General features: G+C 35.6%; 29 protein-coding genes, 3 tRNA genes and 2 pseudogenes. 15 read left to right on the top strand and 19 right to left on the bottom strand.

Annotated features, from left to right (window positions below):
- Window positions 1–27: 27 nt before the first annotated feature.
- From RHABOEDO_RS01700 to RHABOEDO_RS01685, 4 genes are all read left to right on the top strand, one after another.
- Window positions 28–1,062, top strand: coding sequence for an IS630 family transposase (locus tag RHABOEDO_RS01700; protein WP_215216421.1), 1,035 nt, complete (start codon window positions 28–30; stop codon window positions 1,060–1,062).
- Between the two features lie 73 nt (window positions 1,063–1,135).
- On the top strand, window positions 1,136–1,909 hold the full coding sequence (locus RHABOEDO_RS01695) for an IS630 family transposase (protein ID WP_220017697.1): 774 nt from the start codon (window positions 1,136–1,138) through the stop codon (window positions 1,907–1,909).
- Window positions 1,910–1,921: 12 nt separating this feature from the next.
- Window positions 1,922–2,170 (top strand): transposase, encoded by a 249-nt coding sequence (locus tag RHABOEDO_RS01690; RefSeq protein WP_220017696.1) that lies wholly within the window; start codon window positions 1,922–1,924, stop codon window positions 2,168–2,170.
- Window positions 2,171–2,704 (top strand): IS30 family transposase, encoded by a 534-nt coding sequence (locus tag RHABOEDO_RS01685; protein WP_220017857.1) that lies wholly within the window; start codon window positions 2,171–2,173, stop codon window positions 2,702–2,704. It begins immediately after the preceding gene.
- A gap of 8 nt (window positions 2,705–2,712) precedes the next feature.
- Here the strand turns inward: RHABOEDO_RS01685 and RHABOEDO_RS11075 are convergent, their stop codons facing one another.
- The gene (locus RHABOEDO_RS11075; RefSeq protein ID WP_256439928.1) at window positions 2,713–2,847 is read right to left on the bottom strand and encodes a hypothetical protein; all 135 of its coding nucleotides are present in this window, start codon (window positions 2,845–2,847) and stop codon (window positions 2,713–2,715) included.
- 364 nt (window positions 2,848–3,211) lie between these two features.
- Between RHABOEDO_RS11075 and RHABOEDO_RS01680 the strand changes: the two genes are divergently transcribed.
- Window positions 3,212–4,270, top strand: a complete 1,059-nt coding sequence (locus RHABOEDO_RS01680; RefSeq protein ID WP_215217605.1) for an alpha/beta hydrolase family protein — start codon at window positions 3,212–3,214, stop codon at window positions 4,268–4,270.
- On the opposite strand, the gene pgeF is transcribed toward RHABOEDO_RS01680, so the two are convergent.
- Both pgeF and RHABOEDO_RS01670 read right to left on the bottom strand, forming a co-directional pair.
- Window positions 4,248–5,003 carry a peptidoglycan editing factor PgeF gene (pgeF, locus tag RHABOEDO_RS01675; RefSeq protein ID WP_215217606.1) on the bottom strand — a complete coding sequence of 252 codons (756 nt, stop codon included), beginning with the start codon at window positions 5,001–5,003 and terminating at the stop codon, window positions 4,248–4,250. The two genes, RHABOEDO_RS01680 and pgeF, sit on opposite strands and share 23 nt — an antisense overlap.
- Window positions 5,004–5,085: 82 nt before the next feature.
- The gene (locus RHABOEDO_RS01670) at window positions 5,086–5,472 is read right to left on the bottom strand and encodes a transposase family protein (protein ID WP_256439930.1); all 387 of its coding nucleotides are present in this window, start codon (window positions 5,470–5,472) and stop codon (window positions 5,086–5,088) included.
- 203 nt (window positions 5,473–5,675) lie between these two features.
- Here RHABOEDO_RS01670 and RHABOEDO_RS01665 point away from each other — a divergent pair, with 203 nt between their 5' ends.
- The 3 genes from RHABOEDO_RS01665 (at window position 5,676) to RHABOEDO_RS01655 (ending at window position 8,511) form a co-directional block, all read left to right on the top strand.
- Complete coding sequence (locus RHABOEDO_RS01665) at window positions 5,676–5,894, top strand: helix-turn-helix domain-containing protein (RefSeq protein ID WP_215217637.1); 219 nt, start codon at window positions 5,676–5,678, stop codon at window positions 5,892–5,894.
- A 621-nt stretch (window positions 5,895–6,515) separates the two neighbouring features.
- Entirely contained in the window at window positions 6,516–7,529 is a 1,014-nt protein-coding gene (locus RHABOEDO_RS01660; protein WP_215216525.1) for an IS30 family transposase, read from the top strand.
- Window positions 7,530–7,824: 295 nt separating this feature from the next.
- The gene (locus RHABOEDO_RS01655) at window positions 7,825–8,511 is read left to right on the top strand and encodes a CPBP family intramembrane glutamic endopeptidase (protein WP_220017695.1); all 687 of its coding nucleotides are present in this window, start codon (window positions 7,825–7,827) and stop codon (window positions 8,509–8,511) included.
- Between the two features lie 18 nt (window positions 8,512–8,529).
- On the opposite strand, the gene RHABOEDO_RS01650 is transcribed toward RHABOEDO_RS01655, so the two are convergent.
- Both RHABOEDO_RS01650 and RHABOEDO_RS01645 read right to left on the bottom strand, forming a co-directional pair.
- The gene (locus RHABOEDO_RS01650; protein WP_215216671.1) at window positions 8,530–8,832 is read right to left on the bottom strand and encodes a hypothetical protein; all 303 of its coding nucleotides are present in this window, start codon (window positions 8,830–8,832) and stop codon (window positions 8,530–8,532) included.
- 28 nt (window positions 8,833–8,860) lie between these two features.
- The gene (locus RHABOEDO_RS01645) at window positions 8,861–9,196 is read right to left on the bottom strand and encodes a hypothetical protein (protein WP_215216672.1); all 336 of its coding nucleotides are present in this window, start codon (window positions 9,194–9,196) and stop codon (window positions 8,861–8,863) included.
- 143 nt (window positions 9,197–9,339) lie between these two features.
- Between RHABOEDO_RS01645 and RHABOEDO_RS01640 the strand changes: the two genes are divergently transcribed.
- Genes RHABOEDO_RS01640 through RHABOEDO_RS01625 form a run of 4 tightly spaced genes read left to right on the top strand, consistent with a single transcriptional unit; the run spans window position 9,340 to window position 13,479 of the window.
- Window positions 9,340–10,518 carry an MFS transporter gene (locus RHABOEDO_RS01640; protein ID WP_215216673.1) on the top strand — a complete coding sequence of 393 codons (1,179 nt, stop codon included), beginning with the start codon at window positions 9,340–9,342 and terminating at the stop codon, window positions 10,516–10,518.
- Window positions 10,519–10,564: 46 nt separating this feature from the next.
- A complete protein-coding gene (locus RHABOEDO_RS01635; RefSeq protein WP_215216674.1) occupies window positions 10,565–11,092 on the top strand; it encodes a UvrB/UvrC motif-containing protein in 528 nt (175 codons plus the stop codon).
- Window positions 11,079–12,140 (top strand): protein arginine kinase, encoded by a 1,062-nt coding sequence (locus RHABOEDO_RS01630; protein ID WP_215216675.1) that lies wholly within the window; start codon window positions 11,079–11,081, stop codon window positions 12,138–12,140. The genes RHABOEDO_RS01635 and RHABOEDO_RS01630 overlap by 14 nt, the downstream gene beginning before the upstream one ends.
- Before the next feature lie 4 nt (window positions 12,141–12,144).
- Entirely contained in the window at window positions 12,145–13,479 is a 1,335-nt protein-coding gene (locus RHABOEDO_RS01625) for a bifunctional cytidylyltransferase/SDR family oxidoreductase (protein ID WP_215216676.1), read from the top strand.
- Here RHABOEDO_RS01625 and msrA read toward each other — a convergent pair.
- A complete protein-coding gene (gene msrA, locus RHABOEDO_RS01620) occupies window positions 13,454–14,068 on the bottom strand; it encodes a peptide-methionine (S)-S-oxide reductase MsrA (protein ID WP_245397538.1) in 615 nt (204 codons plus the stop codon). The two genes, RHABOEDO_RS01625 and msrA, sit on opposite strands and share 26 nt — an antisense overlap.
- Window positions 14,069–14,433: 365 nt before the next feature.
- On the opposite strand from msrA, the gene RHABOEDO_RS01615 reads away from it, so the two are divergent.
- Window positions 14,434–15,114 carry a tetratricopeptide repeat protein gene (locus RHABOEDO_RS01615; protein ID WP_220017694.1) on the top strand — a complete coding sequence of 227 codons (681 nt, stop codon included), beginning with the start codon at window positions 14,434–14,436 and terminating at the stop codon, window positions 15,112–15,114.
- Window positions 15,115–15,117: 3 nt separating this feature from the next.
- Here RHABOEDO_RS01615 and RHABOEDO_RS01610 read toward each other — a convergent pair whose 3' ends face one another.
- The 4 genes and pseudogenes from RHABOEDO_RS01610 to RHABOEDO_RS01595 form a co-directional block, all read right to left on the bottom strand.
- Window positions 15,118–15,855, bottom strand: a complete 738-nt coding sequence (locus RHABOEDO_RS01610) for a sulfotransferase family protein (protein ID WP_220017693.1) — start codon at window positions 15,853–15,855, stop codon at window positions 15,118–15,120.
- A 101-nt stretch (window positions 15,856–15,956) separates the two neighbouring features.
- A complete protein-coding gene (locus RHABOEDO_RS01605; RefSeq protein ID WP_215216679.1) occupies window positions 15,957–16,373 on the bottom strand; it encodes a hypothetical protein in 417 nt (138 codons plus the stop codon).
- A 24-nt stretch (window positions 16,374–16,397) separates the two neighbouring features.
- On the bottom strand, window positions 16,398–16,850 hold the full coding sequence (locus tag RHABOEDO_RS01600) for an NUDIX hydrolase (RefSeq protein ID WP_215216680.1): 453 nt from the start codon (window positions 16,848–16,850) through the stop codon (window positions 16,398–16,400).
- 309 nt (window positions 16,851–17,159) lie between these two features.
- Window positions 17,160–17,432: pseudogene (locus tag RHABOEDO_RS01595) on the bottom strand (transposase family protein); the annotation flags it as partial.
- Window positions 17,433–17,435: 3 nt separating this feature from the next.
- Here RHABOEDO_RS01595 and RHABOEDO_RS11670 point away from each other — a divergent pair.
- Window positions 17,436–17,763 (top strand): annotated as a pseudogene (locus RHABOEDO_RS11670) (IS3 family transposase); the annotation flags it as partial.
- A 579-nt stretch (window positions 17,764–18,342) separates the two neighbouring features.
- On the opposite strand, the gene RHABOEDO_RS01585 reads toward RHABOEDO_RS11670, so the two are convergent.
- From RHABOEDO_RS01585 to RHABOEDO_RS01545, 9 genes are all read right to left on the bottom strand, one after another.
- Window positions 18,343–18,621: a hypothetical protein gene (locus RHABOEDO_RS01585; RefSeq protein WP_215216683.1), complete on the bottom strand. Its 279-nt coding sequence runs from the start codon at window positions 18,619–18,621 to the stop codon at window positions 18,343–18,345.
- Between the two features lie 110 nt (window positions 18,622–18,731).
- Window positions 18,732–18,947, bottom strand: a complete 216-nt coding sequence (locus RHABOEDO_RS01580) for a hypothetical protein (RefSeq protein WP_220017692.1) — start codon at window positions 18,945–18,947, stop codon at window positions 18,732–18,734.
- 113 nt (window positions 18,948–19,060) lie between these two features.
- Window positions 19,061–19,133: transfer RNA gene (locus tag RHABOEDO_RS01575), tRNA-Lys, on the bottom strand.
- Between the two features lie 11 nt (window positions 19,134–19,144).
- A tRNA-Glu gene (locus RHABOEDO_RS01570) sits at window positions 19,145–19,219 on the bottom strand.
- Window positions 19,220–19,264: 45 nt separating this feature from the next.
- Window positions 19,265–19,789 carry a ribosome recycling factor gene (gene frr / locus RHABOEDO_RS01565; protein ID WP_245397537.1) on the bottom strand — a complete coding sequence of 175 codons (525 nt, stop codon included), beginning with the start codon at window positions 19,787–19,789 and terminating at the stop codon, window positions 19,265–19,267.
- Window positions 19,790–19,815: 26 nt separating this feature from the next.
- A complete protein-coding gene (gene pyrH, locus RHABOEDO_RS01560) occupies window positions 19,816–20,541 on the bottom strand; it encodes a UMP kinase (protein ID WP_215216686.1) in 726 nt (241 codons plus the stop codon).
- The gene (gene tsf / locus RHABOEDO_RS01555; RefSeq protein ID WP_215216687.1) at window positions 20,542–21,390 is read right to left on the bottom strand and encodes a translation elongation factor Ts; all 849 of its coding nucleotides are present in this window, start codon (window positions 21,388–21,390) and stop codon (window positions 20,542–20,544) included.
- A 5-nt stretch (window positions 21,391–21,395) separates the two neighbouring features.
- Entirely contained in the window at window positions 21,396–22,166 is a 771-nt protein-coding gene (rpsB, locus tag RHABOEDO_RS01550; RefSeq protein WP_245397535.1) for a 30S ribosomal protein S2, read from the bottom strand.
- 77 nt (window positions 22,167–22,243) lie between these two features.
- A tRNA-Gly gene (locus RHABOEDO_RS01545) sits at window positions 22,244–22,314 on the bottom strand.
- A 141-nt stretch (window positions 22,315–22,455) separates the two neighbouring features.
- On the opposite strand from RHABOEDO_RS01545, the gene RHABOEDO_RS01540 reads away from it, so the two are divergent.
- Window positions 22,456–25,788, top strand: a complete 3,333-nt coding sequence (locus RHABOEDO_RS01540; RefSeq protein ID WP_215216689.1) for a penicillin-binding transpeptidase domain-containing protein — start codon at window positions 22,456–22,458, stop codon at window positions 25,786–25,788.
- The last annotated feature ends 143 nt before the right edge of the window (window positions 25,789–25,931 follow it).

Here is a 25,931-nt window from a genome sequence, read left to right as displayed (position 1 = left end):
ATTTTGTTTTGTGTTAAGCTATTGAGTATGAAAAAACTGATCCCTAGCCAGAGAGCTGACTTAGAACACAAGTTAAAGCATCCAAAAGACTATTCTGAACGGAATAGGCTTTGTGTAATTTTGGGCTATGATGAGGGTATCTCAACAAAAAATCTTGCTAAAACACTCCGGATAAGCCCTATCACTGTTCAGAAATACCTCAGAGAATATGATTCCGAAAATAAAACTGGAAGTAGCCCTCGAGGCGGTAGCAAATCAAAACTTTCACAAGACCAAAAAGAGTCTCTACTAAAACACCTACAGGAAAAGACCTATCTTAAAGTCAAAGGGATCATAGCTTATGTGCATGAGCAATATGGGATAAAATATTCCCGAAGTGGCATGACAGATTGGCTCATACAGCACGGATTTGTTTATAAACGTCCTAAAAAGATTCCTGGGAAATTAGATCCTGAAAAACAACGAATTTTCATAGAACAATATAGGGCTTTAAAGGAGACCTTAAACCCTGATGAAGAGATCTATTTCATAGATGCTGTGCATCCTGAACATCAGTCCCAAGCCGTATGTGGATGGATCAAAAAAGGCGTTCAAAAGACTTTGCAGACATCCGGGAAACAATTGCGATTGCATTTTGCTGGAGCTCTTTGCCTGACAGGAATGAAGATTTTTACAGAGGAATATAAGACAGTTGATGCCGATGCAATGCTCGATTTTTTCAAGAAGCTAGAAAAACAGACAGAGGCTCGAATTATTCATGTAATTTTGGATAATGCAAGATCAAACAAAAATAAGAAACTAGAAGAGTTTCTGATGTCTTCTAGGATTAAAGTGCACTATCTCCCTCCTTATTCGCCGAATTTGAATCCTATTGAACGCTTGTGGAAGATCTTAAAGGAAAAGAAGGTATACAATCGATATTACGAAACGTCGGTGACTTTTTTTCAGGCAATTAGAGGATTCTTCTTAGAAGAGATACCGAAAATAACAGATATTTTGAAATGTAGGATAAACGACAAGTTTCAAGTCGTTGACTTAAATCCCATTAAGCTAGCCGTTTGAATCGGCACTAGTATATAGTGGTTCCGATTCAATCGTATAGAAAAATATTTTGTTTTGTGTTAAGCTATTGAGTATGAAAAAACTGATCCCTAGCCAGAGAGCTGACTTAGAACACAAGTTAAAGCATCCAAAAGACTATTCTGAACGGAATAGGCTTTGTGTAATTTTGGGCTATGATGAGGGTATCTCAACAAAAAATCTTGCTAAAACACTCCGGATAAGCCCTATCACTGTTCAGAAATACCTCAGAGAATATGATTCCGAAAATAAAACTGGAAGTAGCCCTCGAGGCGGTAGCAAATCAAAACTTTCACAAGACCAAAAAGAGTCTCTACTAAAACACCTACATGAAAAGACCTATCTTAAAGTCAAAGGGATCATAGCTTATGTGCATGAGCAATATGGGATAAAATATTCCCGAAGTGGCATGACAGATTGGCTCATACAGCACGGATTTGTTTATAAACGTCCTAAAAAGATTCCTGGGAAATTAGCTCCTGAAAAACAACGAATTTTCATAGAACAATATAGGGCTTTAAAGGAGACCTTAAACCCTGATGAAGAGATCTATTTCATAGATGCTGTGCATCCTGAACATCAGTCCCAAGCCGTATGTGGATGGATCAAAAAAGGCGTTCAAAAGACTTTGCAGACATCCGGGAAACAATTGCGATTGCATTTTGCTGGAGCTCTTTGCCTGACGAATGAAGATTTTACAGAGGAATATAAGACAGTTGATGCCGATGCAATGCTCGATTTTTTCAAGAAGCTAGAAAAACAGACAGAGGCTCGAATTATTCATGTAATTTGGATAATGCAAGATCAAACAAAAATAAGAAGAAACTAGAAGAGTTTTCTGATGTCTTCTAGGATTAAAGTGCACTATCTCCCTCCTTATTCGCCGAATTTGAATCCTATTGAACGCTTGTGGAAGATCTTAAAGGAAAAGACGGTATACAATCGATATTACGAAACGTCGGTGACTTTTTTTCAGGCAATTAGAGGATTCTTCTTAGAAGAGATACCGAAAATAACAGATATTTTGAAATGTAGGATAAACGACAAGTTTCAAGTCGTTGACTTAAATCCCATTAAGCTAGCCGTTTGAATCGGCACTAGTATAGATATTAAGCAACGGCCTTGTATTGTAGAAAAAAAGACTCGTTTAGGAGACTGGGAACTAGATACAGTCATAGGGGCAGGACATAAAGGCGTAATTGTATCAATGGTAGAAAGAACTTCCAAGCTAACTAAGCTCGCCAAAGTTTCTCATAAAACTGCAGAGGAAGTAAGTCAAGCGTTAATTGAACAACTTAAACCTATCAAAGATTTTGTACACACATTAACAGCAGACAACGGAAAAGAATTTGCCTATCACCAAATGGTTAGTTTCGAGCTAGAGACAGACTTCTACTTTGCAACGCCCTACCATTCTTGGGAAAGAGGCTTAAATGAGCATACAAACGGACTAGTTAGGCAATATTTTCCTAAAACACAAAGCTTTTTAGATACGACTTCCAAGGATATAGAAAGGGTGGAAACTTTACTAAATAACAGACCTAGAAAGGCTCTCAACTTCGAAACTCCACTAGAAGTGTTTACGAGATTATCTACAAACATGCTATGCTCGGGTGCACAATAGATGTTTTTTCAAGTATTTATATGTTCTTTTTTGTGCACTTCAAGGTTGAAAGGGCCATGGATTTTGCTAAATTGTTTACGAGAAAGATCGCTTGGATAAGAGCGGGTCATAACTACCTCCAAAGGTTTTATGAAAACTATCATTATACCTTAATGAGAAGATTTTAAACAGGCTCTAAACATCTTAAATGCTTTACTCGATGCTGGAGTTAAGGTCGGAGTATAAGCAAAAGTTAATTATCGCAAAGGTAAAACTTCTCTTTGAACGCTAATGAAGCTAAAAATCTCAAAGCAATAGGAATATTAACAGAAGCTGAAAGAAATATTTCCAAATAACATCCTTGATGTTTTAAAAATAAAAGAAATCAGCTCAGCAAAGAATTTTATGCCACGATTATTTCCTATGCGGTATGCTTTCGTAAGAATAAAAAAAGAGCTTCCTTTTTAGTAAAAAATTTCTTATCAAAAAAAATAGATACTACCTAAAAAAACAGGTTTTAACTTGAAAATGCGTAAAAAGAAAACTAACTGGATTCTTTATCTAGCAGCTTTTCTGCTTGTGCTATGGCCTTTAAGTCAAAAAATATACTTAAGTCAATATTTTACTAAGGTTATCCTTCATCCTCAAAAAACAGGGATTACTACCCTGCATTTTTACGATGTAGAGCGCAAACGCCCTGTTGTTACAGAAATATGGTATCCTATTGATCCAGAAACACCATCTATCAATCCTTTAGGTATGTGGGTGCGTTGTGGAGAAGCAAGAGATGCTGTGTTAAGTAATCAAAAACAAACCTATCCTCTGGTTGTTCTCTCGCATGGCCATGGTGGAGATCGTTTTAATATTGCATGGCTTGCTGAAGTATTAGCTGCTAATGGGTATATCGTAGCTTCTATGGATCACTATGGCAATACTTGGAATAATAAAATTCCAGAGTTCTATATTAAAACTTGGGAAAGGCCTAAAGATGTCTCTTTTGTTATCGATCAAATTTTACATAATAGTTTATTTCAAGATCGTGTTAACCAAAATCGGATTGGATTTAGTGGGTATTCATTAGGTGCAACCACAGGTTTATGGATAGCTGGAGCTTGTGTAAAGGAAATTGAGCAAAGCACATTTCAACAAATCTGTAACCAACAATTAGGTAAAACTGTTTACCTAGATAAGCTAAAGGAAACGGATTTTAAGCAAGTATTCCAATCTTTCCATGATCAACGCATCTCTGCTTTTTTTGTAATGGCCCCTGCTTTAGGATGGATGTTTACAGAGCAAAGTTTAAAAAAGATTCAACCTCCATTTTATATCGTAGCATCAAAACAAGATGAAATTGCACCTCTAGAACAGAATGCAAAGTGGTTTGCTAAAATCATGAACCGCGTGTCGCTCAAAATTCTTAAAGGAAATGCTAATCACTATACTTTTCTCAATAGAGCCACAAGTGTTGGTAAGCGGTTTTTACATCCTAAATTCTATGAAGACCCTCAAGGAGTAGATCGCAAAAAAATCCAAGAAAGCCTTGCTAAAGAAGCCGTTCTATTTTTTAATCAAATGCCTTCTCAGTAAAGCCAATGATTGTCCCATTTCTTCCTGTTATTTGATCTCGGCGATAGGAATAAAAATCCTCTGCGTTGCAATATGTACACATGCTTGCAATCTCAATATGAGAAAGTAACACCCCTGCTTCCTCTAATTGATCTTTAGCAATAGCCCATAAATCAAAATGAAACGGTGTTACTTGGTATTTCCAGAAATCAGGGGTAAATTCCTTCTTATAGTTTTTAAACTCTGCGTGTTTTGGGCCAAGGCTTGGCGAAATGCAAACCAGTAAATCAGCGGGATTAGAACCAAAGGCTTTATGCATAGCTCTTACTGTTTCACGATATACATTAGCCACATTTCCTCTCCAACCTGCATGTGTATTGGCTATTGCCTTTCGTAAGGGATCATAAAAAATTGCAGCCTGACAATCTGCGTGAGTAATTAATAAGCCGATCTCAGACAAATCGGTTAGTAAAATATCACAATTTCCTACATCCTGCTTAAATGATTGTATCCATTCAGCATGAACTCCATGCACTTGGTTCCCCGTCACTATTTCTTTAAAATTAAATAGCTGCTGCACTTGCTTGCGATGATAAGTTACATGTTCGCCCGTATTTGCTCCCAAATTAAGCGATGTAAAAGGACCTTGGCTGATTCCTCCATGTCTTAAAAAAACTCCCGATTTAAGATGGGGAACCTCTTGTAAAAGTTCAAATTCTAGCCATTCGATCTCACCTGATTTTTTACGCAACATATAAATCCTCTAAAACCAGCTGATTTTACTAGATTTTGTTTTTAATAATAGTTTCACTTTTTAAAAAAGACCTTTTGCGTAGTTAAATAAAAATTTCATAATTGTAGATTCCAGCAATAAGATTAAACCGTAAACCAAACCTTTTTCTTCTGTTCCTATATTTGCCACTTAAAATTTTACATCTTTTTAGACTGCCAATCACGTTTTCATTAACAACTCGCTCAGAGGAAATCTCTTGATTCTGCTTTTTCTCTTCTTTTGTTAACGGCTTCTTCTTACTGGATTTTTTTGGAAGTCTTGAGTTTTTTTGAATCTTTTTTATGCCTGTATAACCACTGTCGGTCATACCACAACGTTGATCTGTCCTCCGTACCCTACTCTCTTTAAACAGTCTAACATCATGTTTTTTGCCAAGTCTTTTCAAGTTTGAAATGCACAGAAGAATTAAAAAAAAGAATAGGCAGGAGATGAAAGAATCTCTATTGTGATTTTTAACAATAGATTTCTTGCATAACCCCTTATTTTAAAGCTTTCATTTATAGATTCCTAATCTTAACAAAAGCATTTCCAGCTATATCGCTCAAACAATCATATCTCCTGGATTAAAATACTTTAAAATTTTAGATTGCTTATTGGTTATGCAAGAGATCTAATCAAACACAAAAAGAGACCTTGCCTAAAGGCTACCATCACCTAACCTATGACCAAAGATGTCAGATTTATATTTTACAAGCTAGAGAAGATACATCTAGCTCAATAGCAACCATTCTAAAAGTTCATCATAGCACTATTAGTAGGGAACTTAAGAGAAATAAAGGACAACGAGGATACTGTAAGAATTACTTCGTATTCCATGTCTCTCTTAAGAAGAGCTTTTTTCCCAGGCTGTGAAAACTTCTTGCTTTTAATCCATGTGTCTTCTAGCTATCTGCAGGCTCGATAACATGCGCTTTCACTCAGACCGTAACTACAACCTGTGTGAAAATACGTTACTAGGTTTTTCTGAAAAACCTGCTCTATCTTGCAAGAAGATGTTATATTAAACCTCTTAAAACGATTTCTTGAAAATCTCTTTTGGAAAATATAATCTGCTAGTAAATCAGGATCTGTTTTTTCTGAACCTTCATGGATCATTTTCCCTTGTTCATTCAACACACAGATAAAAGTTCTTTTCATTGGAGAGTTTAATCTACTCCGTTTAAGGAGCAATCCCTTTTTTGTGTGCAATTATGGCATGTATATCACTTTTTCAAGTTTACAACTTTCCATGTAATCTCAAAACCTAATAGATGATGCATATCCTAGAAAAGCATAACTAAATAGCTTGCAAGAGAACGCGTAACCAATGAAAATTTTAGCTACTCGAAACCCAAGTGAAAAAGGTTTCGGTTTAATCTAATCACTGGAATTTATAATCTGGAACTGATGGGTTTTGAAAAGAGAGTCTTTTCAAGTTTGAAGTGCACAGAAGAATTAAAAAAAGAATAGGCAGGCGATGAAAGAATCTCTATTGTGATTTTTAACAATCAAACACAAGGAGAGACCTTGCCTAAAGGCTACCATCACCTAACCTATGACCAAAGATGTCAGATTTATATTTTAAAAGCTAGAGGAGATACATCTAGCTCAATAGCAAACATTCTAAAAGTTCATCATAGCACTATTAGTAGGGAACTTAAGAGAAATAAAGGGCAACGAGGATACCGTCATCAGCAAGCTCAAGAAAAAGCATTTCTTAGAAAAAATTCTCAGCCCAATAAAAAAATGACTCCTCAAATAGTTACCCGTATTGAAGAAAAAATCAAGTTGCAATGGAGCCCTATACAAATATCCGGATGGCTTAAAAGACATGGTAAAGAACATGTTAGTCATGAGACCATCTATAATCATATCTGGAAAGATAAACGACAGGGAGGACAGCTTTATAGAGAGCTCCGTCATCGAGGGAAAAAATATAACAAGCAGAGAAAGGGAGCTTCTGGAAGAGGGAACATGCCTGGTCGTATAGATATTAAGCAACGGCCTTGTATTGTAGAAAAAAAGACTCGTTTAGGAGACTGGGAACTAGATACAGTCATAGGGGCAGGACATAAAGGCGTAATTGTATCAATGGTAGAAAGAACTTCCAAGCTAACTAAGCTCGCCAAAGTTTCTCATAAAACTGCAGAGGAAGTAAGTCAAGCGTTAATTGAACAACTTAAACCTATCAAAGATTTTGTACACACATTAACAGCAGACAACGGAAAAGAATTTGCCTATCACCAAATGGTTAGTTTCGAGCTAGAGACAGACTTCTACTTTGCAACGCCCTACCATTCTTGGGAAAGAGGCTTAAATGAGCATACAAACGGACTAGTTAGGCAATATTTTCCTAAAACACAAAGCTTTTTAGATACGACTTCCAAGGATATAGAAAGGGTGGAAACTTTACTAAATAACAGACCTAGAAAGGCTCTCAACTTCGAAACTCCACTAGAAGTGTTTACGAGATTATCTACAAACATGCTATGCTCGGGTGCACAATAGATGTTTTTTCAAGTATTTATATGTTCTTTTTTGTGCACTTCAAGGTTGAAAGGGCCGAGGAAGATCAAGGAGAGTTATGCAAATAAGTTCTTTTAGTTACGAGATATTTAAAGAGAACCCACTTTTCACCTTATGTTTTTTTACTCTAGGTGTAAGCTTAATGAGTTTATGGGTTTGTAAGAAGTGGCTTTGGGCTATTTTTTTATTCATTGCTTATTTTTTAGCTTTATATACACATATAGCAACAACTGCATCTTTAATTCCTATTATTTTATTAGGTATTTGCCAATACGCTTTGAAAAAAACCACGAATCCTTCCATTCGCTTTTTACTGTTTGGTACTGCTGTTTTTATTTCTATCTCTTTATTTATGCATTTCTTACCAGGTTTTGCTAATTGGAAAATTGTTTCTGATTTGACGATTAGCAACAGCTCTTATCCATTAACCTTATGGCTAAATTTTGATAAGCCCTTTATTGGTCTTTTTGTGCTCGTTTACCTATTGCCTTTAATCGAATCTAAAAAAAATCTTTGGGGATTGATAAAAAAAGCTGCACCGTTATTAACACTAATGATCTTAATTTTAACTGCTATTTCTTATTATTTAAAAGCTATTACCTTTGATCCTAAAATACCATCTGTTTTTTTGATTTGGGTTATTCAGAACTTGACTTTTGTCTCTATTCCAGAAGAGGCATTTTTTCGTGGGTTTTTTCAACAAGAATTAGATCAAGCATTTGGATCAAAACCATTAGGCACAGGCTGTAGCATTATCATTACCTCTATTTTATTTGCTCTTCTACACATTGGGTGGTCTCCCAACTTCGTTGCAATAGTGCTTACTTTCTGTGCAAGTCTTTTCTACGGAGTAATTTATCGTTGGACTCAAGCAATTGAAGCGAGTATTTTCTGTCATTTTGGCTTTAGTATATTTCATTTTCTATTCTTCAGCTATCCTTTTGCAATACAGCCTGGATTTTAAACCAGGCTATTTTGGGATTTATTTACTCAATTTCATATCTACCGCACAATTTTCGATACTCATTGGTTCTATCAAATGCTGAACAGCTTTGTCAGGATCCAATCCATTCTTTACTGCAGTAATGATAGATTCTCTCTGCTTTTTTTCTAGATGAATAAATATCCTACGATTTTCATCGCTTAATTTTGCAACAAATACTTTTTCATCAATAGATAAATCAGGCACTTCAATTGCTTTTTCCACAAGAGATGACTCAGCATATAAAGGAGAATAAACGGCCATTACGCTAATTGATAAAAGAAATAACATTTGTTTTTTCATAATCGTCCTTAGGTTTTTTTATGAATCATTATCTTTCCTCGGAAACAGGAATGGAATCAGTCATAAAATGATCCTCATCCACTTCTAGCTTTTGGATCAACTTTCTTTGCTCTTCTATTTCCTGCTTTTTTAATCGATCTGTCTTATGCTCTTCTTGCTTAGCGATTCTTTGTTTTTCTGCTCTTTCAGCGTTGGATTGTTTTTGTCTTTCTGCTTCTTGTTTGTTTGCTAGTTCTTGTATGTGGATACTTTGGCCTTTAGCACCTAGTTTCGCAATAAGCGTCTCTTGCTGAAAAGCAGCTTCAAGCGAAGAATAAGATATCACTAAACTAGCTATTAAAATAAAAACTTTCTGCTTTTTCATGACAATCCTCATTTTTTGATTTATTAATTCTTATCTTTAAATAAAACCTATAGATTCAGTTATTTTTTGTCTATTATGAATTAGCTATAGAGAAATATTACAATCCTGTTTTATGCTGCAAAAAACAAGGCTTTTTTGAGCTTATGAATTACTGTTTCAAACCTACTTTGTGCAGAAGCTTATGCCTCTTATGGTGTAGCCATTTAATTCTTGATTTCTTTACGGGCATTTGGCCTATCTATAAAACGCTATTCCATATTGATTTGACTAAAGCAGGTATTCTTGCAGGCATAAGTGGATTTATGGGAGAATCTCTACAACTGGGTTTTGGCTATACATCCGATCGAGGACATCGCAAGGTAATCATGATGTTAGGGCTTGGACTTGCTTCATCTATTCTATGGATGACATTTACCGACCATCTATTTTTTTCTTTTTGTCTACTTCTTTTGATGATGCTTGGTTCTTCTTCCTTTCATCCTGCTGCAGTTGGTTTTGCAAGCAAATTATCAGAGAATCATAAAGGACGTTATATTCTTTTATTCTCTTCTTCAGGAGCAATTGGTCTTGCTATTTCTCAACTTACCTTTATAAAAACGATTGCATTTTTTAATGGTCATGCTCTGATTTTTTACATCCCTGTTCTGATCTTATTGATTCTCTTACTTTTCTATCCCTTAGATGCAAAAATAGAAACAACTCCTTTTTCTATTAAACAAGCCCTCCAGCTCTTCTTACAACACAAGAGGCTATTACTGCCTTTATATTTAATCCAAATTGCTAATGTAACACTATCAGCAGCTTTTATCTTTTTGCTTCCTGATCTTATGCAAACAAAAGAATGTCATATTTGGCTATGCCAAGGAGGGGCTCATTTTTGTTTTATATTAGGGGGAGCTGTTTGTATGATTATTACGGGTTATCTATGCGATAGGTATAATTGCAAATACGTACTACTAACCGTAATCATAAGTGCGCTATTTTTGTTTTACAGTTTCTTGCTGCAGTCTTCTATTCCCTCTTGGAAAACAGTGATATTTCTCACTTGCTTAGGTGGAATGATTGGAACAATGAATCCTTTAGTTGTATCATGGGCAAATCAATGTTTATCTGAACATCCAAGCACTATTTCTGCTCTATTAATGGGCTCTGCCTGGTGTATTGCAAATTTAGGTCCTACTTGGGCTGGGTTGATTTCTAAAACGGTTTCCATGCAACCCATTATTTCTACCCTATATATTATGAGTTCTTTAATGGTTGTTGCTTTCTTTTTAGTACTTATAACACCGCAAGGATCTACAGTAAAAACAATAGTTGACTAGCTTTACCTATCTTACCTAGAATCTAAAAAAAAGGAATTTAACTTAGATGGCTGAAAGACCTATTGAATGTATTCACTGTAAAAAACCTATTGCTGTAACCTATAAAGAAATACTTGATACTTCGGTTACGTGTAATGAGATGTGTGCTACTTGTCCTATTTTAGAACAAAAATTACATGGTTATTCCAACAAGGCAGCCTTTCATGAAAGCCATGCAGAAACTGGAATGTGTTGTGGGAGCTGCCGCACCACTTTAGAGTCTATTAAAATGGGAAACCCTCTAGGATGTAGCGAATGTTATGCAATTTTTGCAGATATCTTAGTTACAGAATTAACTTCTATGGGAAAAATCCCTTTACAAATGCTAAAAGTAACCAAAAACTGTAAAAATCAAACTTTGCACTTAGGGAAGTCTCCTAACAAATCAGCTAAAATCCCCTCTTCTAACCGCCTTGTTGCTTTAAACGAAGCATTAAACGATGCTTTGAAAAAAGAAAATTATGAACAAGCAGCCTGGCTTCGCGATCAAATTAATACCCTAATTGGAAAAAACAACTCTGATGGAAAAATCTAACTTACCAAATACTCTTTTTTCTCATACCCCTTGGGAAAATCAAACAAATGCCATCTGGCCTGCTACTTGTTTTTCCTTAAGTCGTAATCTAGCTAGCTATCATTTCCCTGCAAAAATGCTCGATGATGAATTTGAAAGGGTTTATAGCATCTTATGTAATGGTCTATCTTCTTGTTTGCCTAAATCCATTGCATTAAAAAATACCCAACTTTCTGCTCTTGACAAGGAATTTTTATTTGAACATTTTTTATTTTTAGAAAATCTGGCTAATACCCATTCTCATCAAGGATTTGTTCTTGATGAGAATGGGTTATTCTTTGTGCAAATTAATAAAGAGGATCATTTACATATCTGTTGTGTTGATTATCAAGGAGAATGGGAAACAACCTGGAATCGGCTCAATCAAATAGAAACGGATTTAAATAAAACTCTTGATTTCTCTTTCTCCCATAAATTTGGTTTTTTAACTTCTTATCCTCAACATTCAGGAACAGCTCTTAGAGTACATGCTTATTTACATCTACCCGCTATTATTCACTGTGGACAGCTACAAGAACTACTAACTAAAAGCCAACAAGAAAATATATATGCTATAGGCATGTCAGGTACATTAGAAGAGTTAATCGGCGATCTTATTATTTTAAGCAATGTCTATACATTAGGTATAAATGAGGAAACAATTCTCTATTCCTTACATACGACAATTATGAATTTTATGGCTTTAGAAAAGACATTACGCACCCATTTAAAAGAAAAAGGCAACTCAGAAATTAAAGATCAGATAAGTCGTGCTTATGGCCTTCTTTTACACTCTTACCAAATACAAGAAAAAGAAGCGCTAAATGCTTTAAGCTTAATTAAGCTTGGTTTAGAACTCAACTGGGTTAAAGGAGTTTCTGAAAAAACCATTAATAATCTATTATTTACATGTAGACGCGCTCATCTGACTTATATTTGTAATACAGCCCTTTCAGATCCTCAAGAAAGCGCTAGAAAACGCGCAGAGTTCTTACATAAACAGCTGCAAGGAATAGCTTTAAGCATTTAAAACCATGATTGTAGCAATTCTTCTCATGGCTGGATCTGGAACTAGATTTGGCAGCCAAATCCCGAAACAATTTCATCGCTTATCTGGAAAAAAGATCTATCACCACACCTTAGATAAATTCTTAAATACGCAACTTTTTTCCCGTATTATTCTGGTTTGTGCACCTGAATATATCAAACAAATCCAAAAAGAGACTTCTTTTAATGATCAGGTTTATGTGATTGCAGGAGGATCAAACCGCCAGGCATCTTCTTTGAAAGGATTATTAGCTTGTCCTTCTCATACGGAAATTGTTGTGATTCACGATGCAGTCAGGCCTTTTGTCAGCAAAGAAATTTTACAAAAAAATATTTCTCTTGCTAGCCTGCATAAAGCTGTTGATACTTGCATTACCTGTAGTGACACTCTTGTTCATACAATGGATTTAAAGCAAATTCATGCAATCCCTCCTCGTAGTCAATACCTACGAGGACAAACCCCACAGAGTTTTTCCTATGCTCTTATTTTAGAAGCTCACTTAAATGCTATCCAAAAAAACAGTTCTGATGATTGCTCTCTTGTGCTTGCTAAAGATCATCAAGTATTCATTACAGAAGGAAGTGAGTACAATATTAAAATCACAACAGAGTTAGACTTATTTTTAGCAGAGCAAATTTTTCGTCTACAATATTCTGATACAAAGTCTAGCCTAAAAACACTAAAAAATAAACGTTATATTATTACGGGAGGATCTGGAGGGATCGGACAGGCAATTATTAAAAGCTTAGAAAAAGAGGGTGCGAAAGCAATCGATGTATCTCGATCTTCTAAAAGCTATCCTGCTAATTTATGTTGCCCTAGTGATGTAGAAAAAGTATTTACAGATATTTTTAATGATTTTGGTTCAGTAGATGGATTAATTAATAGTATTGGATTTTTTATAAAAAAACCTTTTATACGACTTTCAGAACAAGAAATTCAAGAGATCGTCGCAGCTAATTTAACCAGTGTACTCTTCTGTTGCAAATATGCTCAAATAAAACCGCAAGGTCATATTCTCAATATGGCCTCTTCCAGCTATTCTCGTGGCAGAAAAAACTATACCATTTATGCCAGTTGCAAAGCTGCCATTGTGAACTTTACACAAGGACTAGCAGAAGAATACTCTCATCTTTATATCAATGCGATTGCCCCACAAAGAACCGCTACAGCTATGCGCCATCGAGAATTCCCCAGAGAAGATCCTTCTATCCTACTTTCTACAGAAGAAGTAGCAGAAGCCATTCTTAACTGCCTTAAATCCTGTATTACAGGTAGCCTTATCGAAGTGAAATTCAAGCCGAATTCCAAAGATCTTTAAGTCGTTTATCTCTTCCGCATCTATAATAGTAAAATTTATAGCGTATAAAATGTGTTTTAAAATAATTTTGATGATACTCCTCTGCTGCATAAAAAGTGGTTTCTGGCAAAATTTGTACCAAAACCTGAGGAAATCTTTTTGACTGAACAAGCGCTTGCTTTGATCTTTCAGCAGCCTGTTTTTGGCTTAAATTATGATAAAAAATAACAGGTCTATATTGAGGTCCAGAATCACAAAACTGTCCATTATTTCTTGTAGGATCAATCATTTTCCAATAGTCATCTAAAAGTTTCTCATAGCTGATTCTTTGTGGATTATAAACCACTTGTACAGCTTCTAGATGACCTGTGGTCCCAGAAGAGACTTCTTTATAGGTAGGATCTAATTTATGCCCACCTGTATAGCCCACCGTTGTAGATATTACCCCATCAATTTGACTAAAATCATGTTGCACGCACCAAAAACAACCTCCAGCAAAGGTTGCTATTTCGAGCATTTTATCATCTACCTGCCCATGAACAGAAAGTAAATAACAAAAAAAAGCAAAACTTAAAATCTTCCAAATCCAATATATTTTCTTTTTGGACATAAACAACTCCTGTGTATTCTCGAGTTATATTATTCATTTTATTTTTTAAAAATAAAATGAATAATATATAAGCACTGATTTTAAACGCCTTTTGACTCTTTAGATATTAGATCTCTTGCATAACCAATAAGCAATCTAAAATTTTAAAGTATTTTAATCCATGAGATATGATTGTTTAAGCGATATAGCTGGAAATGCTTTTGTTAAGATAGGAATCTATAAATGAAAGCTTTAAAATAAGGGGTTATGCAAGAAATCTATTGATCTAAAAAATTTTATAGCGTTACCCTACAAGGAAAAATTCACTCTTCTAATAAAAAGAAGCTCGTTTTATGAAAACACCAAAATTTATCTTGATCTTTCTTTTGTCAGTTTTATGGCAGCTGATCTATGCTCAAACTCTCGCTGATTTTAATTCGGTCCAAGAGGTCCTTGATTTTGAAACAGCACAAATTGCCGATCTTGGCTCAGCAGATTGCTACATTAATCGTGCAGAAAGTTATCTACTATGCCAAAATTATGATCTTGCATTAAATGATTTAGAAGTAGGTTATCAACTTTCACAAAATGCAGAAGATAATATCAATCTACACTTTCGCTCTCTTTTTGGATTAGCTATTGTTTATGCAAATATCGATCAATTAGAAAATTTTAATGCAGTTGTAAATTCTATAGAGGAGTTCTTAGATGCCCATAAATGCACAGGGTGCTCAGAAAAGCATTATTCAGTAAAGCTTTGTTCTTATGCATTAAAAAGGCTTTTGGTTTCCGATACTCCCGAACCAGAACGCATTTCTGTAGAAGCCTGTATAGAAAGAGCAAATAACACAGCTAAATACGCCAGAATTCTTATTGATAAGTCTCACCCCGCTGCTCGGTTTGTTTTAAATGCATTGGTAAATCGACTAACAAACAAGGCAATCAAGTGTTGTGTCGCAGGAGGGCTATGGAAAGGTTGCATTCAACCTATTTTTACTAAATGGCAAGAGTGGAATGAAAAATGGAAGATATTCGATAAATTCCCTACTTTACAGAGATCTAAATAGAATCTACCATTGATTATCTTTTTCATATCCTAGCTTAATGAGATACTCTCCCATCTTTTTTTTAAATAGACTTTTATGTTCATCGCTAAAATACTGTTTCCAAATGTCAATTTGCCCTTTTCGAAAGGTTTTTGTATTACCAAATAGCTGTAATGCAATTTCTGTAATTTCGTTTGTGGTTATTGCCTGTCCAAGGATTAAAGCCAGCTTTTTCAAAGTTTCTTCTTGCCGTAATCGACAACCACCACCCTCTGGACCAACTAAATCCTCAAAACGAAAAGCTATAACTTGAGAATCATCAAGCAATTCAGAGCAAAGATTAAAATAATAAAACATCCCTACTGGTATATCTATGAGAAAATTGATCTTCTCATACTCTGGCATAGAAAGAAATGCATCTATTTGATTTTTAGTTGCGCCTGGCCATGTTTTTTGTTTTTCCATCCAAAACATCTGTGAGATGAGTGCATCTCTTGGATCTCGAAATAAAATAACTTTAAATTTGTTCTGGTTGTATATTACTGAATTCATTTCTGGCCACAAATGATTAAAAAGCACGAGTTTTCCATTTATTAATACAGTTTGACCAAGCTTAAATTCTTGTCTAGTGATTAAACCAAGTGATTTTTCTAAAAGATGGGTACCAGATTTTGGTATAGTTAGAATTGCTAAATCATAAGAGAAATCTGCATAACAACTTATTGAAAAAAAAATTAAAATAGTCAAAATTCGTTTTACCATCAAAACAACTTCCTTAAAAAATATTTTATTTTTCAGTCTCTAACAATAGATATATAAAAAAATTTAGTTTAAACATATAATTTTTTAATCTTGTTGCTAAGTTAGATTAAGCATCTTTTATAAGCATTTAGAGTCCCATTCTCATCTAACATAGTTGCTAGATAGATAAGTAAAGACTGCTGAAATTTAGGATTATCAAAAACTTCTGTCTTAAGAAAACTATTTAATTTTTTTAATTCCCAATCGACTACTGTTTGTAGAGTCCTTTCCTCTCTTAACGTATAAAGCAACATAAAGGCATGAAATAGATCTTCGGTTAAAACAACACACGGTTTTATGGTGTTTTCAAACGTCTGTTGATAAGAAGGGATAGCTATGATTTCTTCTACGGTTTTATCAATAGATATCATAATGTCTTCGACATATTCTGTAATCAGCGAAGCATCTGGAGATTCTTCTTGTAAGCAAGAAAAAACAATAGATCCATTAATTAGAAAAATACAAAAGAATTTAAACATAAAAAACACTATTTTCTACGGAAATTAGCAGCTTCTTTTAAAATCTTTTTCAAAGATTGCTATAAGTTCTTGACCCGTTTCAATTAAAGGAAGCTTCTTAGCTTGCTCTAAAGATAACCAACGATATTTACTATGCTCGGTTAGGTTTAAGTTAATACAAAAATTTTTTTGATTAAGATCTGCGTGAAAAAGATGCAGTGTATATTCCATATGAGGCACACACACAAATAAGCTTTTCCAAAAAAAACTATGTTCTTGGATAAGCGTAATTCCTACTTCTTCATATACTTCTCGATAAATGGCTTTTTGCAGGGTTTCTTCTTGTTCTACCTTACCTCCAGGTAAACACCAAGTACTCCCTTGTAACTTATCTGGCTGACGCAAAAGAAAAAGAAAGCGTTCTTGCCAACAGCAAAAACAAGCAACTACTTGAACACTGGGAAGAAAGTTCTCAGGTGGAAAAGCGGAAATATACATATCTATTTTCCTTAAGAAATCAAAGCTTAAGTTTATTATGTTTTGAATAAATATGCTAGAAGTTGCCTTAAAAAGAACCGTTGAGATTTGTTGGATTTGAACCAATGACCCTCTTATTAAAAATGAGGACGATATTCCCTTTAACTGGCTACAGTCAACCTTTATGGGTATTAATATAGGAAAATTCGATGAAGAATACTACCGGTTTTTGCGTGTTAAAAACGGAAAAAATTGAAAATCAGTGTATCGCTAATGTACCAAAATATGCCACTGCCCCAGAGTATGATGTCATTAGAGTTCTTCTGAAACCTAAATTTTAAATTCATAGTTGTACAATCCTGCCAAAAGACTGAAGCGTAATCTAAATCTTTTTTTCCTATTCCGATAGCTGTCTGAAATTATTTTGAACCGCTTTAACATTCCTATCACGTTCTCTACAAGAACACGTTCTTTAGCCAGAGCCGTATTCCCATTTTTATCTTCCTTTGTCAGAGGCTGTTTTTTACCTTTCTTTTTGGGTAACATCGTTTGAGTATGCACCTTTTGCAAGCCTTGATAGCTAGTATCTACTGCCACCTTTATTTTGGCTTGATTCACCATTCTGATCGTGGTTCTCAATATATAAGTGAAGATTTCAAGAGAAAAACCGATTAACATGAAATTATTTTAAGTATGAGTGGTAAAGGAAACTGTTACGATAATACTGTTGTAGAAAGCTTTTTTCACAGCTTAAAAACAGAGCATGCTAACTTTTGTAAATTTAAAACAAAAGAAGAAGCTATGGATAGCTTATTTGAATATAGAAGTGTTTTACAACAAAAAGAGGTCTCATTCTACTTTAGGGTATATGCCTCCTCAAGAATTTGAAACAAGATGGATGAATCAGCAAAGTATTCGTGTTCTTGCTGTCTAAAAAAAGGTGACAAGATCATTTCTCTGAGATGGCTAAACCTAATTCTTTTTTGAGCACCTGATACCGAACACTCGGATAGCATGTTTTAGATCAGATAAACCGAAGGTTCTGACTCTCCCACCGGGGATGTCGATTCTGCATATTATACTCCCTCTCTTGAGATCTGTTCGATATTTTAGCTGAAATTCTGTATACCAATTTTCAATCTCATGCCAAATTTTAGCCATGATCTCGTGTGTCAAAGTGATTTTTTGGTCAGGCGCAAAATTTGTAATGAGCTCCGCCTTTTTTATATCCTTGATCGCTCGCGAATCTCGATGAACTATTGAATTGCGCAAATAACGCAGATCGCCCCAAATATTCCCTTTGATTTTTTTGCCAAGTAGCTCATTCAGTTGGGGGCGATATGTATTCTCCCAACTGTCATATATGATCTTAATTGCGTTCTTTGCTTGAAATGCCTGGACTAAGTATTTTCTGCATCTTTGAGGTCGTTGTATATAGTGGTTTCGATTCAATCACATAGAAAAATATAGGATTAATAATAAGTTTCAAGTCATTGATTTTAAACTTATTAAGCTAGCCTTTTGAACTGGCACTACTATATACGATTGAATCGGAATCACTATATATGTGAAACTCACCATCGCTCAATATATGGGCCGCTTCTTCTGCTTCTTCGTCATTCAAACCTATCTCAGCTATCCATAGGTGCTTATATTCCTTAGCTTCTTGGTCTAACTTTGAGCGCCATGTTTCTGGGGCTATTAAAGAGACAAAATATCCGAGAAAAACTTCATCGATATTTTTATAAAATTCTTCTATTAGTAAACATGCCCTTTCTTCACTGTCTTTCATTTTGCAATTCTCTCAGCAATAAGATCGGTATATATTGGTTCCGATTCAATCGTATAGAAAAATATAGGATTAACGACAAGTTTCAAGTCGTTGACTTGAACCCTATTAAGCTAGCCGTTTGAATTGGCACTACTATATTTTTTACTGTTCTTGGCATCGAGATTAGAATAGCGCAGCAGCATAGAAAGAGCGTCGTCGATCTCCATGCGCTGGAGGAGATCAGCATTGACTAAGCTTGATGCGGTGTTCTGTTTCTTTTGCCCAGCCGTCAGCTTCTTGCTCACGCTCGAAGTGATTGCAGACTGTATGATAGCTTTTGATGCCAATAATAACACAGCATACACTGTACCGTTTTTATTCTTGCATTTGCAGATAGTAAACATGTTCCCAATCTTGCGTTTTGGAGTTCTTGGTTGAACAGGATAACTAGTTAAGGAATTGAGACTTGATGGACTCGAACCATCGACCCTCTCATTAAAAGTGAGATGCTCTACCAACTGAGCTAAAGTCTCAAATAACGTGTTGACCCCAAGGGGATTCGAACCCCTGTTACCAGGATGAAAACCTGATGTCCTAGACCGGGCTAGACGATGGGGCCCTAGAAAAGCAGTCATTTTACTAACCGCATTTATTTCTTGCAACACTAAACTGTCATCAATTCTTGCTTTTTAGCTTTAGCAATGCTTTCGATATCTTTGCAGAAAGTATCGGTCAGTTTTTGTATTTCTTTCTCATCTTTTTTCATTTGATCTTCGGTAATTAATCCTTCTACTTTTTGCTTACGAATAGATTCATTACCGCTTTGTCTAAAACCACGAATAGTAATTTTCTGTTCCTCGGTTTTTGTATCAACCTGCTTAGCAAGTTTTTCACGCATTGATCCATCCATAGGAGGAATGTTTATTCGAATCTGCTCTCCTTCTATGACAGGTCTTAAATTCAAGGAATGATCTTTTTCAATCGCTTTTGCAATCGATTGCAGAATCTGTGGATCAAAAGGAGAAATCAAGATTTGTCTGCTTTCTGAAGTTGTGATAGAAGCTAACTCTTTGATGCGCATTTTTGAGCCATAGGCTTCCACAAAAACACTATCTAGCATAGCAGGATTTGCACGATTAGAACGCAGACTTTTTAAGTCATCTTTGAAGTGCTCTAATGAGGTTTTCATTTTTGATTCAGTCTGCTTAACTATACTCATGACTTGTCTCCTGTTACTAATGTACCTAAAGATTCGCCACACACAATATTTAGTAGGGCGGTTGGGTCAAATAAATCAAATACGCAAATAGGAATTTTATTTTCAGCACATAACGCAATTGCTGTAGAGTCCATTACTTTTAAGTTTTTTACCAAAACTTCTGCATAGGTTAATCGATTAAATTTTTTGGCTTTAGCGCTCTTTTTTGGATCGCAGTCATAAATTCCATCAACTTTTGTTGCTTTAAGCAAAATCTCTGACTTCATCTCAATAGCGCGCAAAGCAGCTGCAGAATCTGTAGTAAAATAAGGATTGCCTGTTCCGCCAACAAAAATTACCGGTATGTTGTTCTCTAAATAAGCCAAAGCTTGTTTCCAGTTATATTTTTCAACGATAACATCTGTATTAAGAGCACTCATAACATGAGTATCAATTCCAATGCTCTTTAAAGATTGTTGTAAAACCAGTCCATTGATTGTAGTGGATAACATTCCAATGTGGTCAGCTGGAGTTCTTTCAAAATTAAAAGCTTTAGCCTGGGCTCCTCGAAATATGTTGCCTCCACCAATTACAATCCCCAATTGCAATTTGAGATCATAAGCTTGTTTAATCATTTGTGCAATCAGGGAAGATGCCGCCGGTTCAACACCAAATGTTTGCCCACCCATCAGAGCTTCTCCTGATAATTTAAGTAGAACTCTTTTGTAAGCGGGCCTATGCATTTAGTTTCCTACTTTCCAGCGATAAAATGATTGAACCCCTATAGGGTGCTTCAATTCTTTGCTCTCTTTATCGAGCAACATAGCAATTGTCATAGAGCTGTCCTTAACATACTTTTGACGAGTTAAGCACATTTCCATATAATATGCTTCCAATTTTCCTTCGACAATTTTATCAATAATGTGAGGAGGTTTATTTTGCACTTGACTACGCGCTATCTCTTTTTCTTTTGCTTTAACTTTATCCGGAACTTCTTCGGGAGATAAATATTCAGGAGCTTCCGCCGCTACGTGCATAGCAATATCACGAGCTAAAATTTCGTGCCCTTTTCCTCCTGTAAGCACAACTACGGAGACAATCTTTCCTCTCATATGGCTATAGAATCCTACAGAAACATCTGAGGATTTGGGTATAATTAATAGGCGCCTTACTTGGATATTTTCCCCCAAGCTTTGCACTATTAAAGATCTATATTGATCTAAAGTAAGCGAAGGATCTTTCACATAAGATAACTGCATCAGCTCCGCTACAGAAACTGGTTTTGTTAGAATCGCTTGATGTATTAACTCTTGAACGAATTGCTTAAACTTGGCATTTTGTGCAACAAAATCCGTTTCGGCATTTACTTCAACCAAAACCAACGCATTTTCTTCTTCATCAACTTCAATTAAGCCCTCGTTTGCATCGCGACCTTCTTTCTTGACAGCAGAAGCTATACCTGCTTTACGCAAGAATTCAATCGCTTTATCCATATCGCTATTGGCACTCTCAAGCGCCTCCTTGCATTTGCTCATGCTTACGCCTGTACGATCGCGCAATTGTTTTACTAATTCAGCAGCTATTTTACTCATAGTTATTACTTAGCTCCTTCTTGTTCTTCTTTAGAAGGAATTTCTTCTTCTACATCTTCTTTAGCTGTAGTGAGTTTTAATTCTTGTTTGCGTTGCAAAATAGCTTGTGTTAATGCTTCTAAAATGAGTTTAATGCTCTTTAAAGCATCATCGTTACAAGCAATGATATAATCAATTGGATCTGGGTTACAGTTTGTATCCACTAAGGCCATAACCGGAACGCCTAATTTTTTAGCCTCTGCTACTGCAATATGCTCACGACTTGGATCTACTACGATTAATAATCCAGGAGGCTTTCTCATAGAGCGAACTCCTGAGAAGTTTCGATCCAGCTTAATCTGGTCCTTTGTTAATAAGGAAAGCTCTTTCTTGGTCAGATCATCTGCACTAAGCGCGATTTTCTTCTCAATGCGCTCTAGTTTCTTAATAGATTGACGGATAGTTGTTAAATTGGTTAGTGTTCCGCCTAGCCAACGCTCACAAACATAAAATTCTCCACACTGCTTTGCACATTCACGAATAAGGTTTTTAGCTTGCTTTTTTGTACCTACAAACAAAATAGATTTGCGCTTGCTTACCGTATTCATGACAACTTGAATTGCATTGCGGATCTGTTGCAGTGTTTTAGAAAGATCTATGATATAGATCCCATTTCTCTCTTCGAAGATAAACCTCTTCATCTTCGGATTCCAACGATGTCTTTGGTGCCCAAAATGAGCGCCACTTTCTAGAAGTGTTTTAATAGTAACTTCTTTATATTGTTCTTGCTGTTCCAAGCTTTGTCCCTTGTGTGACGACGGCATTCTTTTAAAAGAATTTCAGTCTTGGTTAAAATTTAAATTGAAAATAAGAAAGCGCCTGATCAGAATCGAACTGACACAAGTAGCTTGGAAGGCTACTGTTCTACCATTGAACTACAGGCGCTTAAAGTTTACGACTGTAATTCTCCCCAGAAGTCTTTTTTTTTTCAACTAAAAGTTGAAGACCATAAAAAAACGCATCCTTTTCTTTGCGACAAGTCTTAAGATTGAGTATGATTCAAGCTAGCAAGAGCTAGAGTATTTTATGTATACAATACCGGAAAAAGTAAACCGCGTTTTAAATATAATTATTTTAGCTTTATTTCTGATCTTCGTTAGAGTCTGGTACTTAGCTATTATTCAGCATGAGGAAAAAAAGCTAGAAGCGCTTAAACCAAAACAAAAACTTGTCATTGAAAGAGTTGAACGCGCTACCATTCGAGATCGGTTTAATATTCCCCTAGCAACTAATAAAATCCAATACGACGCTTCTATTCGCTATGCCGATATTCGCCAAGTTCCCCGTCTTAAATGGGAGAAAAACAAAGAAGGTAAACTAGTTCGTGTATATAAACGTCTGTTATTTATTAAAGAACTTTCTTTACTTTTGGCAAAAGAGCTGCAAATGGATGCCTTGCAAATTGAAGATATTATCCATGGCAAAGCTTCTCTTTTTCCACATACGCCATTCGTTATTAAAAAAAACATTTCAGAGCAAGCGTACTACCGACTTAAACTTTTAGAAAAAGACTGGGCTGGGATCTATGCAGAAAAAAGATCAAAAAGGTTTTACCCCCACGGGAAAACCGCCTGCGATGTCATTGGTTATATGAGCGCAATTAACCAAAAAGAATATTATAACATAGCGGAAGAATTAAAATATTTAAAAGAGTATCTCTTTTTAAGAGAATCGGATGAAATTTGCATTCTTCCTAAAGGATTTACTAATCCTTTGCAGGTTCGAGAACGATTGCAAATCCTTCAAGAAAAAGCGTATACGATTAACGATTTGATAGGGAAAACAGGAATAGAAGCTGTGTATGACGCCGAACTAAGGGGTTATATTGGAGAAAAAACCTATGAAGTTGACACTAAAGGAAATCTATTACGCTCTCTTCCTAATGGTAGAGAAGCTACCCCAGGACAAAGAATTATACTAACAATTTCTCAAGAACTACAACAATTTGCAGAAAGCTTATTAACAATTTATGAAAAAGAGCGCGATTCAGTAGAGGAAATCACACTGCAACAACCGTGGATTAAAGGGGGAGCAATCGTAGCTATCGAACCAAACACAGGAGAGCTTTTGGCTTTTGCTTCTTATCCTAGGTTTGATCCCAATGACTTTGTTAGCGGATCATCTGCTGTTTTAAAATGGTTGGAAAATGAAAGTTTAATCGCCGATATATGGGACGGTTGTCAAGATCTTGAAAGAGAAAGAATAGACCCTCTCACCAGTCGGTTTTATCAAGAGAAGTTACACCTGTGCCTTGATCACTATTTAAATGCAATTCTAGATTCCAAAAGCGAAATTAAAAATTGTTTTAATCAAGTTGATAGTTTACATGCAGCATGTACCCTTCAAAAAACAACTAAACAGCTACTAGAATTATCGCAACAAACAAGTTATCCCCATCTACTTGCAACATTATATAACACAATTCCTCATAGAGCTTCTAGGTTTCCACTTGATGCGAAAATAAAAATCCAAAAAACCCTTCTTCTACAACAACTAAAAACAACATTAGACTCTTTTTTAGTAGAGATAAAACATAATGATGATAAACTTCTCCTTTTAGATTTATGTCGCCTATTGGTCAATGAAGAAGCTTTTTCTCCTGAATTATTACAAGCAATTGGCCATCTGAAAGTATCCGATTATTACACGCTGAACCAGCTCTCTTCTCAAATTCAACGTTTTTTGTTACCGCAAGCTAAACAATGGTTTCACGAATTAGATTTTTCTGTTTGGCGTGAACAACACTTTGCTAGTTTTCTGAAACAAAAAAGACAAGAGGAAAGGAGTCAAAAAAAGTGGGCAAAACCTTATACCGAATACTTAGACCTAGCAGAAAAAAATCTCTTTACTACCTTTTGGAAAAAAAACCGTTTTTTCATTTTCCAAAGTATTCTTCTTGAATCTATAGAAACAACAGAAGCTCATTTAATTCCCTACTTAGAGCGCGCAACCAAAGAGGGAGAAAAGAACCTCCTTATTCAGAAATGTAGAGAGGAGTTCAAAAAAACCCTTTCTTCTTTACCGCTTACTCTGCAATCTGAATTTTTAAAAACAATGCGTAGTTTTAATGAGCTCAATCGCCCTCTACTAGGGCGCTATAGAGGCCTTAGGACAAGTAATAAACAACAGCTAGAAAAACACTTAGCCGCAGCTTTTTATCCTGCTAATGGATATGGGTATGGGAAATCTTATGCATACCGTCAAGCAACTCCACTTGGCTCGGTGTTCAAACTACTCGTTGCCTATCAAACTTTAATGGAGCGTTTAGAACAAGACAAGGATCTAAATCCGCTTACTTTAACCGATCAAATTCAGTGGCACGCCAATCCCAATAGTAATGAACAAATCTTAGGTTACACACAAGAAGGTTTGCCTATTAATCGCCTATATAAACAAGGTAGGCTTGCACGCAGTAGTAACCCCAATATAGGAAAAACAGATTTATTAAGAGCGATTGAAAGCTCAAGTAACATTTATTTTTCTCTACTAGCAAGCGAACATATTCAAGACCCAGAAACTCTGATTCAGACCTCAAAAAATTTTCTATTTGGAGAGAAGACAGGGATTGAGCTAACAGGAGAATTTGCTGGGCAGCTACCCAATGATCTTTCATTCAATCGCACAGGATTGTATGCCTTTGCAATTGGGCAACACTCTTTAACAGTAACTCCTCTGCAAACAGCCGTTATGCTTTCTACAATCGCCAATAAAGGCTATGTTATTAAACCAAAAATCGTGCAATTAATAGCGGGACAAGAACGTTTACGTGAATATAGCGATCCTTTTTCTATCCAACAATTTCCCTTACAAGAACATTTAAAACTGATTGGTATTCATTTTCCTTTATTCACCTCTTGTTTAAAAGAAGAACAAAAGCCGCATATTTGGATGAATAGTACATGTGCCAAACAACAAATCCCTTTACCAGACCCAGTACGGAACATGCTTCTTGAAGGAATGTATAAAGTGGTTAATGGAGAAAAAGGCAGCGCTAGGCCCTCTATCATTCGCTGCCTTAATCGCCATCCTGAATGGAAAAAAACCTACTTAGAGCTGCAAGGAGGGCAACTTATTGGGAAAACAGGCACAGCAGAGATTCTTTATAAATCTACCATTGATGCAGAAACCTCTGCTTTTAAAGTAGACCATAGTTGGTTCGCAGGTATCTCTTTTCTTCCAAAACATCAAAAGATGAGAGATAGAGCAGAACTTGTCGTTATAGTGTACTTACCATTTAGCAAATCCGGTGGTAAAGAAGCTGCTCCCATTGCTGCAGAAATGATTAAAAAATGGCGGGATATTCAAAAAAACCATGGTTGTGCACAAAATTTTATACAAAAAGAACCGCTTCTCAAGTAACTAATCGTCATGACTCCTGTTGATCCACAGACTAGCAATAAATATATAGTGGTTCCGATTCAATCGTATATAGTCGTGCCAATTCAAACGGCTAGCTTAATGAGATTCAAGTCAACGACTTGAAACTTGTCGTTAATCCTATA

It is taken from the genome of Candidatus Rhabdochlamydia oedothoracis (assembly GCF_019453995.1).
Classification (GTDB): domain Bacteria; phylum Chlamydiota; class Chlamydiia; order Chlamydiales; family Rhabdochlamydiaceae; genus Rhabdochlamydia; species Rhabdochlamydia oedothoracis.
This window is presented reverse-complemented; position numbering and strand designations above follow the sequence as displayed.